At 37.0% G+C, this 13,329-nt stretch carries 13 protein-coding genes; 4 read left to right on the top strand and 9 right to left on the bottom strand.

Translation table 11 applies throughout. The annotated features are described in order from the left end of the window. Positions 1 to 64: 64 nt before the first annotated feature. The 7 genes from ASG21_RS18550 to ASG21_RS18580 form a co-directional block, all read right to left on the bottom strand. The gene (locus tag ASG21_RS18550; protein WP_056084303.1) at positions 65 to 838 is read right to left on the bottom strand and encodes a LuxR C-terminal-related transcriptional regulator; all 774 of its coding nucleotides are present in this window, start codon (positions 836 to 838) and stop codon (positions 65 to 67) included. Between the two features lie 301 nt (positions 839 to 1,139). Then, a complete protein-coding gene (gene gap, locus ASG21_RS18555) occupies positions 1,140 to 2,150 on the bottom strand; it encodes a type I glyceraldehyde-3-phosphate dehydrogenase (protein WP_056084305.1) in 1,011 nt (336 codons plus the stop codon). A gap of 31 nt (positions 2,151 to 2,181) precedes the next feature. After that, positions 2,182 to 3,168 carry a 6-phosphofructokinase gene (gene pfkA / locus ASG21_RS18560; RefSeq protein ID WP_056084307.1) on the bottom strand — a complete coding sequence of 329 codons (987 nt, stop codon included), beginning with the start codon at positions 3,166 to 3,168 and terminating at the stop codon, positions 2,182 to 2,184. A 292-nt stretch (positions 3,169 to 3,460) separates the two neighbouring features. Continuing rightward, positions 3,461 to 4,219, bottom strand: a complete 759-nt coding sequence (locus ASG21_RS18565) for a TIGR03915 family putative DNA repair protein (protein ID WP_056084310.1) — start codon at positions 4,217 to 4,219, stop codon at positions 3,461 to 3,463. A 108-nt stretch (positions 4,220 to 4,327) separates the two neighbouring features. Beyond that, positions 4,328 to 4,639, bottom strand: coding sequence for a HigA family addiction module antitoxin (locus ASG21_RS18570; RefSeq protein WP_056084313.1), 312 nt, complete (start codon positions 4,637 to 4,639; stop codon positions 4,328 to 4,330). Between the two features lie 12 nt (positions 4,640 to 4,651). Further along, complete coding sequence (locus tag ASG21_RS18575) at positions 4,652 to 4,933, bottom strand: type II toxin-antitoxin system RelE/ParE family toxin (protein ID WP_056084315.1); 282 nt, start codon at positions 4,931 to 4,933, stop codon at positions 4,652 to 4,654. 122 nt (positions 4,934 to 5,055) lie between these two features. Further along, the gene (locus tag ASG21_RS18580; protein ID WP_056084317.1) at positions 5,056 to 6,315 is read right to left on the bottom strand and encodes a putative DNA modification/repair radical SAM protein; all 1,260 of its coding nucleotides are present in this window, start codon (positions 6,313 to 6,315) and stop codon (positions 5,056 to 5,058) included. Positions 6,316 to 6,511: 196 nt separating this feature from the next. On the opposite strand from ASG21_RS18580, the gene ASG21_RS18585 reads away from it, so the two are divergent. The 4 genes from ASG21_RS18585 to ASG21_RS18600 all read left to right on the top strand — a co-directional run bounded on the left by ASG21_RS18585 (position 6,512) and on the right by ASG21_RS18600 (position 10,369). After that, on the top strand, positions 6,512 to 7,843 hold the full coding sequence (locus tag ASG21_RS18585) for a hydroxymethylglutaryl-CoA reductase, degradative (protein ID WP_056084320.1): 1,332 nt from the start codon (positions 6,512 to 6,514) through the stop codon (positions 7,841 to 7,843). 3 nt (positions 7,844 to 7,846) lie between these two features. Further along, entirely contained in the window at positions 7,847 to 8,509 is a 663-nt protein-coding gene (locus ASG21_RS18590) for a hypothetical protein (protein ID WP_056084323.1), read from the top strand. A gap of 26 nt (positions 8,510 to 8,535) precedes the next feature. Continuing rightward, positions 8,536 to 8,922 (top strand): DUF423 domain-containing protein, encoded by a 387-nt coding sequence (locus ASG21_RS18595; protein WP_056084326.1) that lies wholly within the window; start codon positions 8,536 to 8,538, stop codon positions 8,920 to 8,922. 169 nt (positions 8,923 to 9,091) lie between these two features. Beyond that, positions 9,092 to 10,369 (top strand): chloride channel protein, encoded by a 1,278-nt coding sequence (locus tag ASG21_RS18600; RefSeq protein WP_056084329.1) that lies wholly within the window; start codon positions 9,092 to 9,094, stop codon positions 10,367 to 10,369. Between the two features lie 251 nt (positions 10,370 to 10,620). Here the strand turns inward: ASG21_RS18600 and ASG21_RS18605 are convergent, their stop codons facing one another. Further along, positions 10,621 to 12,024, bottom strand: coding sequence for a TolC family protein (locus ASG21_RS18605; RefSeq protein ID WP_056084333.1), 1,404 nt, complete (start codon positions 12,022 to 12,024; stop codon positions 10,621 to 10,623). Continuing rightward, on the bottom strand, positions 12,008 to 13,321 hold the full coding sequence (locus tag ASG21_RS18610; RefSeq protein ID WP_056084336.1) for an HlyD family efflux transporter periplasmic adaptor subunit: 1,314 nt from the start codon (positions 13,319 to 13,321) through the stop codon (positions 12,008 to 12,010). The genes ASG21_RS18605 and ASG21_RS18610 overlap by 17 nt, the downstream gene beginning before the upstream one ends. Positions 13,322 to 13,329 lie beyond the last annotated feature (8 nt).

Consider the following 13,329-nt stretch of genomic DNA (forward strand, 5'->3'; position numbering starts at 1 on the left):
ATCAATTATCAATTATCAATTATCAATTATCAATTATCAATTATCAATCATTATTCATTACCCATCAAACCAGTCCCCATTCAAACGCTTTTCTGATGAGTTCTTTGCTGTTTCGGGAATTTGTTTTTTTTAAGATGTTTTTGCGGTGGCTACGGATGGTGTGCTCGGAAAGAATGAGTTGGTCTGAAATTTCTTTTCCGGAATATCCTTTGGCAATTAAAATTAAAATTTCGGTTTCTCTCTTGGTAAGATTTGGCTGATCTGAGTTTTTTTTCTCATCTGTTGGCTGTACAGTGAACTGATGGAAATCTTTGCGCGGACTGATTCCTGTGATCAAAACAGTATAAGGATTTTGAGGTGTAATGTGCTGAATATTGGTGTGAATATTAACAGACTGAAATAAACGGTGCTTTTCGTCAATCATGGTATGAACTGCCTGATGATGAAACAATTCATATTTTCCTTTTTTTGTTTTCATTCTGAAACAGTAGCTGGGTTTTAAGAACAGCTGATGTTCAGTTCCGATCTGTTTTATTTTTTCTACCACCGCATGTTCGGCCTTCAACACAAAGGGGATGTCGTCCGGATGAATGAGAGTGAAAATTTCGCTGAGGTGCGTGGGATAATCTGAAAGACCATGGATTTTAAGAATGTTTTTGTGATGATTCGAAATTGATGAATCTGCGAGATTAATTACATAGTAGTAATAATTTCCAATAGTGAACATTTCGCCTATTATTTTTTCTATAAAAGGCTTTGGTAGCGCTTGAGATTTATCTTCTGCGGCAATTCTTTCCCAGATCTGAGAAAGCAGATGTTTTTCCTCCGGATTACCCATTCTTAAGATTTTAAACGAAAATACTTAAAATTTGTTAAAAATACCCCAAAAGGGGTATTTTTTTATGTTAAATAATTTGCAATTTTTGCATTAACAATAAGCATGAAAACTCATTTATAAAATGAAGTTATTTTAAAGTTTTATTATCCCTTAAAACTTTAAATGCGGGAAGGTAAAGCACCGGTGATGAAAAAAAAGAAAAAAATCCTTGAAACAGCCACTGTATAGAGATCAGTGGTTTTTTTATGCAAAAAAAACCTTCCAAAAGTGGAAGGTTTCATTTATTATAAGCTATTGCTTTTTATTTAGTTAAAGAAGCAGCGTGAATCAACATATCTACCAACTTGTTTGAGTAACCCATTTCGTTGTCATACCAAGAAACAAGCTTTACAAAGTTTGGAGAAAGTGAAATACCCGCATCTTTATCGAAGATTGAAGTTCTCTTGTCTCCGATGAAATCCTGAGAAACCACAGCATCTTCAGTGTATCCAAGAATACCTTTCAGTTCACCTTCAGAAGCCGCTTTGATTACAGCACAGATTTCTTCATAAGAAGCACCTTTTTCAAGTCTTACTGTTAAATCTACTACAGAAACGTCAACAGTTGGTACTCTAAAAGACATACCTGTCAGTTTTCCGTTCAACGAAGGGATTACTTTTCCTACTGCTTTTGCAGCACCTGTAGAAGAAGGGATAATATTGTTTAATGCAGCTCTACCGCCTCTCCAGTCTTTCATTGAAGGACCATCAACCGTTTTCTGAGTAGCTGTTGTAGCGTGTACTGTAGTCATCAAACCTTCTACGATTCCGAAGTTATCGTGAATTACTTTAGCCAAAGGAGCTAAACAGTTTGTAGTACAAGAAGCGTTTGATAAGATTTTTACGTCGTCTGTAAGTTCGTTGTGGTTTACACCCATTACGAACATTGGCGTATCGTCTTTTGAAGGAGCAGAAAGAATTACCTTTTTTGCACCGGCAGTAATGTGTTTTGCAGCACTTTCTTTATCTAAAAATAAACCAGTTGATTCTACTACATAATCAGCACCGATTTCGTCCCACTTAAGATTAGTTGGATCTTTTTCTGCAGTAACTCTGATTTTTTTACCGTTTACTACAAGATCGTTTCCATCTACAGAAACTTCTCCAGGGAAAATACCGTGTACAGAATCATACTTTAACATGTAAGCCATGTATTCTGCGTTAATAAGGTCATTGATACCAACGACTTCGATGTTGTCTCTTTCAGTCATTGCTCTGAAAACAAGACGACCGATTCTACCAAACCCGTTAATACCTACTTTGATTGTTGACATAATTGTTTTGATTTATTTAAATTATATAATATTAGATTGCTAAAATTTCTGAGATCAGCAGAAGATCTTTGTTGATTTCGTTGTGCTTTTTGATGGCTTCTTCGATCGGTGTATAAACGATGTCATTAGAACGCATTCCTGCCATTACGTTGGTTTGGCCTTCCATTAAACCTACTACCGCACCGAAACCGAGTCTGCTTGCCAAAACCCTGTCTGCACAGCTTGGCGAGCCACCTCTTTGGATGTGTCCCAAAATCGCAACACGGATGTCATATTCCGGGAATTCTTTTTTTGTTTTCTCAGAAAGTTCATAAATGTTTGCCAGCTCTTCGCCTTCTGCCACCACCACGATACTTGAAGATTTCCCTGTTTTCTCCGCTTTTCTGAAATTTGCAAACAGATCTTCGATACTGTCTTTTTTCTCAGGAATTAAGATGTCCAGAGCTCCGGTTGCCAAACCACTGTTTAATGCAATAAATCCAGCATCACGGCCCATTACTTCCACAAAGAAAACCCTGTTGTGGGAAGTTGCCGTATCACGGATTTTATCAATCGCATCCATTGCAGTATTCAAAGCTGTATCGTAACCAATCGTGTTGTCTGTGCCAAAGATGTCGTTGTCGATTGTTCCCGGTACGCCGATGGTTCTGATTCCGAATTCTTCGTTGAAAATTTTTGCTCCTGTGAAAGTTCCGTCTCCGCCGATGCATACCAAAGCTTCAATTCCGTGTTTTACGCAATTGTCATAGGCTTTCTGTCGACCTTCTTTGGTCATAAACTCTTTGGAACGGGCAGATTTTAAAATAGTTCCACCCTGGTTGATTATATTTTTTACGGAACGGGGACCCATTTTCAGGAAATCATCGTGGATAAGACCATTGTAGCCTTCTCTCACTCCGTAACATTCGATGTTATAATAATTTGCAGTTCTTACAACCGCTCTTAATGCTGCGTTCATCCCCGGAGAATCTCCTCCTGAGGTTAAAACTGCAATTTTTTTTACAGCACTTTCTTTCATTTAATAAAAAATTTCGAAAACAAATTTACAAAAACAAGTTCAGATAACGGCAGTATCTTCACAATACTTTTCATCCTTTAGTATCCTGCTTTTTTTGAAGAACCAAGTTTAAAGTAAAAAGAGCCAGGTGCAGGGTACAAGTACAAAAAGAATATGGTAAAGGTTTAATTTACTGACAAGGTTGTGCAAATTTGATTTCTTCGTAGCTGAACAATTTATTTTAGTATTTTAATAAAAGATCTGCAAAAACCTGCGGTATAATCCACTCTGTAAAATAAATCTGCGGGAAAAATCACCACTTTTCTGTCAAATATTTCCAGTACCTCCTCGGAACGTGCTGAAGATGCAGTTTTAAATTTTTCCTTTCCACAATATTGGTTTTGAAAAAATAACGTTGCCAAAGCTTTTGATATTGGTTTTCTTCATCATGAAACTTCTCCTGATACTTTTTTAAATCGATTTTCTCATCGGGATAAAAGAAATCGCAGGTTTCAAGATCGTATAGAAGTCCGTAGTTTCTCCGCAAATCGTAGATCATCCATTTCTGGTCCTGATAACGGTCTTTGAAATGTTTTCTGATCAAAGGAAGCACATTAAAATCCGGATCAATTTTGGCAAAAAAAACTTCATCCTGCATTTTTTCAAATCGAACGAAGGCGGTCATCCGATGACGTTCACGACTCACAGATTTACAGATTTTGGCGATCCTTAAAATATCAGGGTCTGCATAATTCTGCAGAATATTTTCTTTCGGATATTGAATAGACTGTTTTACTACGGAAAGAATGATTTGCTCTAAATCCGGTTCTTCCGACAAAAAAACTTTCACCAATTCATGAATACCCGATTTTCCTATATTTGCTTCCAGTTTATTTAAAACTCTTTCTGATTTTGCTTCCTGAGTGATCACTTCATGAATTTCGGCAAAAATATTCTCCTGATGAAATCTTTCTCTGCTCACAATTTCCACTTCTTTATACTTATATTCAAAAATCTCGAATATCGCAGTGAAAAGTCCGTCGAAACTGCCGTCGTAGAGTAAGGTGGTCATTTTTTTAATTTGAAAATTTGGAAATGAGATAATTTGAAAATTATTTTAAAACAATATATAATTCATTTTTATTTGAATTTCCGATTCTTCAAAGAATACTGTAAAATCTCAGGCGACCTTTTCGTCATTATTTTTTCTTATTTTTTGAATTCTATTTACTTCATTTGATTTTTCAGACATTTCGTTTTCAATGTCATAATCGTCCTGAAGTCCTAACCAGAACTTTGCAGAATTTCCGAAATACGCACTTAATCTCACCGCGGTATCAGCAGAAATTCTTCGGTTGCCTTTCACTATTTCGGATATCCTAGTCTGGGGAATTTCTAAATCTTTTGATAATCTGTATTGTGATATCTCAAGAGGAATTAGAAACTCTTCCAATAAAATTTCTCCAGGTGTTATATTTTTTAATTTTTCCATTTTCTTTACGTTCTAATGATAGTCAATAATTTCAACGTTAAACGCATTTCCGCTTTCCCACTTAAAAATAATCCTCCATTGATTGTTAATTCTAATACTGTAGAATTCTTTTAAGTCTCCTTTTAACTTTTCAAGACGGTTGGCAGGTGGGATTCTTAAATCATTAATATCAATCGAGTTGTTAATCATTCTGAGTTTTCTTTTTGCTACTTCCTGAATTTCCCGTGGAAGTTTTTTGGAAACAACTCCTGTCCAAACCTTTTCGGTTTCTTTATTTCCAAAATTAATGATCATACCTTTTGCGTTACTAACGTCAAAGATAAGTAAAATTTTTTATTTTGGATTTTCTATAGGTTGAAACTTTTGTTGATACTATATATGGAATTCGTAAAAATTCGTGTAATTTGTGATTACATTTAGAAAAGCGTCAACTGCTGCGAAAACTGATCCTGAAATTTTGAAGTACTTCCGCTCACCAAAAGTTTTTTCAAATTTAAATCGGTCAAATGTCTCAGAAAAACATTTCCTGCATTAAAATCAATAAAATATTTCGCACGGTTTACCGCGGCACCTAATTTCTGCAAATTTTCAATCGTCAACACCTGAAAACGTCTTGCTGAAACAATTTTCTTTGCCGTTTTCACCCCAATTCCCGGAATTCTGAGAATCATTTGATAATCTGCCGTTTGAAGATTCACGGGAAACCGATCAAGATGTCTCAATGCCCAACTCAGTTTAGGATCAACTTCCAAATCCAGAAACGGCATGTGTGGATCTAAAATTTCATCAGCTTTAAAACCATAAAAACGCATCAGCCAATCCGACTGATACAGACGGTTTTCCCGAAGCATCGGAACTGCCGTCGTCAATGCCGGCAATCTGTTGTCCTCCAAAACAGGAACATATCCTGAATAATAAACTCTTTTTAAACTGTAATTTTTGTAGAAATGATCAGCAACTTTTATGATCTGCAAATCGTTTTCATTGGTTGCCCCAACAATCATCTGCGTCGACTGACCTGCCGGAGCGAACTTCGGAACTTTTCTGAAAATTTTCTTCTCTTCTTTATATTGCGTGATTCCTCCCTGGATATACTTCATAGGATTGAGCATATCCTGTCGGTTTTTCTCCGGAGCTAACAATTTCAACCCGCTTTCGGTGGGGATTTCAATATTGATTGACAGTCTGTCTGCATACAAAGCTGCTTCCTGCATCAAAATATCACTCGCGCCCGGAATTGATTTTAAGTGAATGTATCCGTTAAAATTTTCCTCAAGCCTAAGTTTTTTTGCTACCCGAACTAAACGCTCCATCGTGGTATCAGCATTTTTGAAAATTCCAGAACTTAAAAACAAACCTTCAATATAATTTCTGCGGTAAAAATTAATGGTTAAATCAACTACTTCTTCTACCGTGAAAGCTGCTCTTTTAATATCATTCGAACTTCGCGAAACGCAATAGGCACAATCGTAAATGCAGTGGTTGGTTAAGAGCACTTTCAAAAGAGAAACACACCGCCCGTCTTCGGTATAGGTATGACAGATTCCGCTTGCTGAACTGTCGCCCAAAGCACCTTTTTTATTTTTTCTGGAACCACCACTGGACGAACATGATACGTCATATTTCGCAGCATCGGCAAGGATTTCAAGTTTTTCTTTAAGGCGGTCAAAATTCATTTAGTTTTACTTTAAAATCAGATTAAAAATTGCAGTTCCATGTACAAAACTAAGTCCGAAATTGAGAAATGTCACTCTTTTTTAAAGCAACTTATCCACATTTTAGACTAACAAATTTACTATATTTACGGTCATTAATTTATGCGTGAAATCGTAAACGAACGATTACCCTTTCTAATAATTGAAAATTTACATTATGAATCATAAACCCGTTGAAGGTTTTTCTAAACTGACAAAGCAAGGGAAAATCGATTGGCTTGTCAGCGAATATCTTGAAGGAAATACCGATTATCAAAATATACTCAATCAATACTGGAACGGAAATGCGGATCTTCAGAAACTTCATGACGAGTTTTCTGAAAACACGATTTCCAATTTCTACATGCCTTACGGAATTGCCCCGAATTTCCTGATCGACGGAAAATTATTTGCCCTTCCAATGGCAGTTGAAGAGAGTTCAGTTGTTGCAGCAGCTTCTAAGGCAGCAAAGTTCTGGATTGATAAAGGTGGTTTTAAAACTACTATTATCAATACCGAAAAATTAGGTCACACTCATTTCATCATCGATGTGGAATCTCATAAGCTTCAGCATTTTTTTAATTTTAATTTAAAGAAAAAACTTTTTGAGGCTACCGAAGACATCACGGCAAACATGCGAAACCGTGGCGGCGGAATTTTAGAAATAAAACTGATTGATAAAACCGCTGAAATGCCGAATTATTATCAGTTGAAAGCAAGTTTTGATACAGTAGATTCTATGGGTGCGAATTTTATCAATTCGTGTCTGGAACAGTTTGGCAAAACTTTAAAACAGGAAATCGCAGTGAGCGAAGATTTTTATCAGGAAGAAAAAAACTCTCTACAGGTGGTGATGAATATTCTTTCCAATTTCACGCCCGATTGTATCGTGAGAGCGGAAGTTTCCTGCAAAATTGAAGATTTAAAAGACGACAGTGGAATTTCTAACGAAGAATTTGCCAGAAAATTTAAACAGGCAGTAACGATTGCTGAGATCGAACCTTTCCGTGCAACGACGCATAATAAAGGAATTATGAATGGGGTAGACGCTGTAGTGATTGCCACCGGAAATGATTTTAGAGCAACGGAAGCATGTGCTCATGCCTATGCTGCAAAAGACGGAAGATATTCTTCACTCACACACTGCACAATCGATAATGGAATTTTCAGATTCTGGATTGATCTTCCGATTTCTGTGGGGGTTGTAGGAGGTTTAACGAATCTTCATCCTCTGGTTAAATTCTCTTTAGCTTTACTTGGAAAACCGTCTGCTCAGGAACTGATGAGCATTCTGGCTGTTTCAGGTTTGGCTCAGAATTTTGGAGCGTTAAGGTCTTTGGTGACTACAGGAATTCAGAAAGGTCACATGAAAATGCACTTGTTTAATATTCTGAATCAATTTGGAGCAACGGAACAGGAAAAGCAGCATTTTGTGACGTATTTCAAAGATAAAACGGTGAGTCATCACGAGGTGATTGCGGAACTGGAGAAATTGAGAGCCAATAACTAAAGTATGAATTACAAAAAATATCTGATTGCTTTTGCGGTTTTCAGTTCTGCAACAGCATTCGCTCAGAATACAAGATTTACTTTACGGGAAAAAGTTGGTAAAATTTACTCAGATGTAAAAAATGAATGTGGTAGCGACTTTGGGTTGCTGGATGCCAAATACAAAGAGATCGCTGCAAAATCACAGGACGGGAAACTTTCTAAAACTGAGGAGGAAGAATATTCAAAGCAGTTTGATGCCTTGAAAAATTCTTATCTCGAATGTCAGGATGATAATAAACCGATAAGGATTGAAAAGTTAAAAGTTCTGCTGTCGCAGGTAGAGCAGGAAAATAAAAAGGAATACACGCCGCCAAAAAATACAATGCTGCCGGTTCCAGAGGTGTTTTCTCAGGATGTGCTTCGTAGGAAATTATCCGAAAGGTTGGCTGGTCATCCGCTTTTCGAAAGTTTAGAAACTACTTTAAGGCTCAGGCTGACATTTACTTTAGATACAGATGGTCAGACAAAAGAGGCTAAAATTACAGGAACAAATGATGAAGAAATAAAAATGTTTATTCTTCTGAATTTTTATTCGGTTTCAGATGTTTTTAAACCGAAAGAATCCGATGGGAAGGCAGTAAAAGAGACCTATACCATGCCGCTTGTTCTGATGGGACTCGAATAAGCAATAAAATTAATTTAAAATTAAAAATGAAAACAATTACTCTCGTCTTTGGAGCTGCCTTCGGAATGTTATCCGTTATTTTAGGCGCTTTTGGAGCACACGCTTTAAAGAAAATTTTATCTGTAGAAAGACTTGAAAGTTTTGAAACAGGCGTAAGATATCAAATGTACGCCGCATTTTTTTTGCTGATTGCAGGTTATATTTTAAAATTTGACACCTCATCACAAAAATGGATTTCGATATTGATGATTGCCGGAACGATGCTGTTCTCTTTCAGTATTTACGGTCTGAGTTTACAAGATCATTTTGGTTTAAACCTAAAATTTTTAGGCCCGATTACTCCGCTTGGAGGATTGTTTATGATTTTAGCTTGGTTGATGCTTATTTTTTATTTTGTGAAAAATAAGATTTAGTATTAAAGTTTTCGACAAGCTCAGACTGACCTGTAAATCGCTGGCATGCAGTAATAGCGATGTCATGCTGAGCCTGTCGAAGCATTCTTAAGTTTGGCGAAATGCCTTTTCGCTAAAAAACAAAACACACTCTCAACAAATGATGATCGTAATTTTAAAATAAATTAAAATGAAAATCAACAGAAGACGTCGACTGATACGAACTTTCAATCTTTTGGATCAACCCATCAGGTTCAATCCTTTCGTATTCAGCCGAACTTTTTTTATGTGGGCAATCACAGGCCTGGTTGGCGGAATTATCGCCGGATTATACTGGATTGTCTTGGAACATTTCACAGATTTTTTACATCAGTTCCATGGATGGATGGTGATTCCAACGATGGCAATTGCCGGACTTCTGGCTGGTTTGGTCATTCACTTTATTGGCGATCCGGGAGAAATTCACTTAATCGTCAACAACATCAGATTTAATAAAGGAAAACTGGAGCCTAAAAATAATCCTTCCATGATTTTGTCGTCGCTTTTCTGTGTGGCATCAGGCGGAAGTTTGGGTCCGGAAGCTCCTTTAGTACAAGTGACAGGTTCTACAGGAACCTATTTGGGAAAACTGTTCAGATTGAAAGGTGAAGAATTGCGTTCGTTGAGTATTGCCGGAATGGCTTCAGGTTTTACCGCACTTTTCGGTGCGCCACTGGGCGGAAGTCTGTTTTCTCTTGAAATTCTTCATCACAGGCACGCTGTAGAATATTACAAAGCGATTATTCCGGCTTTGGTGGCGAGCTGTTTCAGTTATCTGATGTTTGCTTTGATTATTCATTTGGGAATTGGAGCAACATGGGATCTGAAAGCTTATCATTACACCGGAGTTTATGATTTCCTCTACGCTTCTCTATTTGGAATTGTAGGAACATTATTTGGCTGGATTTTTATTTTTGTGGTTAAATTTTTCAAGAAAGCTTTCGAATACAGAAAGTTTCCAATCTACATTAAAACGCTGACAGGTGGAATTTTATTAGGAATTATCGCGTTCTATTTTCCTCTAACAAGATATTTCGGGCATCATGAAGTGAATGAGCTCATCAATGGAAACTATAGTCTGAATTTTTTAATTATTATTTTAATTTTTAAAATTCTTGCGATTGCCATTACTGTAACTTCAGGCTGGAGAGGCGGTTTTATCATTCCGCTATTTTTTGTGGGCACTACCTTAGGGTTGATTATTCATCATTTATTCCCAACCGTTGACACGACTTTAGCGATTGTAAGCTGTATGGCTGCAATTAATGCGTGCGTGACGAGAACGCCGATGAGCACCACTATTATTTTGGGAACTCTCACCGGTTTTACCTATTTCGTCCCAATACTTTTTGCGAGTTTAACAGGATATTTTCTGGCTCCGAAAATTCCGTTTATCGGTTCGCAGTCTGAGAAATTAGCTGAAGAATAAAAAACATTCGACACAAAAAAAAGTTCAGGTTTTGCCTGAACTTTCTTATTCTCCCGCAGATTTCGGAGATTATGTAGATTTTTTTTTATGATCTGCTCAATTTGCAAAATCTGCGTGATATGGTAAGTTTACAATTAAAGTAAGATTGGTCAGGAAAAATCAATTAGAATTTTGAAGCAGACTTCTGAATGCTAACATAGCTTAACTCAACTTAAAAAAAATTGCTCAACTTAGTGTTTAATAAGCAAAGTTTATAGTGTGAAATTCTCCTTCATCCACTTAAGTTTATTAAAGCTTTTTAAAAACTTAGTACGGATAGAAATAAATTTTTCCTGAGCTTCAATCACTTTGTTTTCCCTTGAATTGATCAGGAAAAGTGAACTTTCACCGTTGCTGTACCTCATTTCTTCAGCACTCAAAAGTCTTCTGTAATTCAGAAGATTGTCTCTCGACAAATCAATCTGAGTATAATAATTCAGAATCTCGTTTTTGTAGGTTTCAATTTTTACATCCAGTTCCCTAATCTTAATATTGGTGTCGAGCTGGTTTTGATTTAATTTAATCTTCGCCATCTGATAATTTGCTCTTGCCTGCCGTTGGAAAACAGGAATCTCCAGTTTTAAACCATACTGAAAATTATTATCAAACAAAGGCAGAAAATCGGCAGCGTAATTTTCTTTATTAAAAAAATTGTAAGTAAAATCGAGTTTAGGAAGAAAGCTTTGCCATTTTAAACGCCTCTCACTTTCCAGAATATTCTGTTTCTGACCGTAATATAAAACAGATAAATGGGAATTGATCTGCCTCGAATTGACATCATTAATCAGAAATTCAAAATCAGAATAGGCCTGATGTTCCGCAAGATTATCTGAAGGATAAATCATTTCCGAAAGCTCGTAAAACTGTTGGTTGTCTTTCCAGAGATAGAGCTGAAGTTGCTGCGTACTTTTCACAAAACTTAAAAATGCATCTCTCTGCTGAAGTTCAAAACTTTGAAGTTGCGAAAGGGCTTCAATGGTATCGATGGCCGGTTTTTCACCAAATTCAAAAGTTTTTCTTGTTAATTTTAATCTGTCTTTATTGATCTCAACAATTTCAGTTTTTAATTTGTAAATTTCATAGTTCTGAACCCATTCCCAATACGTATTTTCGGCTTCCAAAAGCAGATCGTTGGTCAAAACTGCCTGTTCAGCTTCGGTCATTCTCAATCCAAATCTTGCCTGATCGAGCATTGCTCTTCTTTGGTCATACAGCAGGTTTTTAGCCAATGGAACTGTAATTCCGAATTGATATAAACCTCCGCGCGTATCGCTGTTGTTCAGTTTTTGTCCGTCAAGATGATTATAGCTTCCGTGAAGATCAATTCCGTACCATGTCGGAATGCCGAGTTCTATGTTTTTCTGTTCGTAGTACTTTGTTCCGTCGATATTTTTTTCGCCTAATTTTCCTGCCAGGACAGGGTCAAAATTACCCCGCGCTCTTCTGATTTCTTCTTCTGCCAATCTGTTTTGAAGCTGGTATCTCAATGCTAAAGGATGATAGTTTTTAACAATACTGATGAATTCAGAAGCTGATATTTTCAGAGAATCCTGTGCGGAATGTAAACCGAACAGCAGGAGAAAAACGAGAAGAAAAATTTTATTTTGTCTTTTCATCTTTAGCTGATTTTGCATTCGTTACTTCATAATAATCCGGTGGGAAGCCATTGATATTTCGCCACAACTCATACCAGATCGGGACATCATTTAAAATGGCAATTCCCTGAACTCCGGTGCCCATTTTGATCTTCGGAGGCCATCTTTTTTCGTTTTTATCTTCTACAATCAGAGCTTTAAACATTCCGTTTGCACTGATATTGCTTTCCACGGCAACTACTTTTCCTGCAAACGTTCCGTAGCTGGAATCCGGCCAGCCGGAAAATACAATGGCAGGGAAACCATCAAAAATACTCATCACGCGCTGTCCTTCTTTGATCAAAGGCAAATCAACCGGTTTGATGTAAATTTCCACAGCGTAATCAACTGTTGTAGGAACTACAGTTCCGATATTTTCACCGTCTTTCAGAACTTCACCAATTCCGGCTTTGTTAAGCTGAACAATCTGTCCGTCCTGAGAGGCTAATATGAAATATAAACCCTGTCTCGCCTTGTAATTGGCAACCTGATTCTGAAGTTTGGCAATATCACCGTCGCTTCCTTCAATCTGACCCATACTTTGGAAACGCTCACCTTCAATTTTGCTCAGTTTCTCGTTGTAATCCTGAGTAACCGAGTTCTGCTCAATCTGCGTGTTGAGAATTTCCTGCTGAGTCTGAGCTACTTTATTTTCGTAAGCAGTTTTTTTGGCAATTGAATTCTGATAAGAAATGCTTCTCTGCTGAAACTGCGTGAGTGAAACCAAACCTTCGTCGTACATTCTTTTCTGTCTTTCAAACTGATCTTCAGAAAGTTTGAGTTCGTTTTTAGCGGCCTCCAGTTCTGCCTGTTCACCAACAAGCTTGCTGTTGAGCTGGATGATTTTTATTTTAACCTGATTTAATTTTAAATCCCTTGAAGCATTCAAAGCTTCCAGCTGGTTTTTTGCTGTTCCTACCTTGGCTTCATAATAATCTCTCACCCCTTTTTTGGCATCTACCTGCTGCTCGGTTCTCTGTACCAAAAGCGGATCCATATAATCTTCCTTAATTTCAGAAAGCTGCAAAAGCGTATCGCCTTTTTTTACATAATCTCCGTTTTTTACATTCCATTTTATAATTCTTCCGGGAATGGGTGAGTTCAGCTGCTGAGGTCTCTGAGACTGATACAGTGAAGAAACATTTCCCTTCACCTTAATATTTTGCGTCCAGGGAAGAAACAGCGTAATGATTCCTGCAATTAAAATAAAGAGGAACCAACTTTTAACCCTTGATTTTTTGTTGATATGGTATATTTTTTCGTACGACTGTAGTTTCATATTGTGCT

Origin of the sequence: Chryseobacterium sp. Leaf394, assembly GCF_001424105.1 — a bacterium.
GTDB lineage: Bacteria > Bacteroidota > Bacteroidia > Flavobacteriales > Weeksellaceae > Chryseobacterium.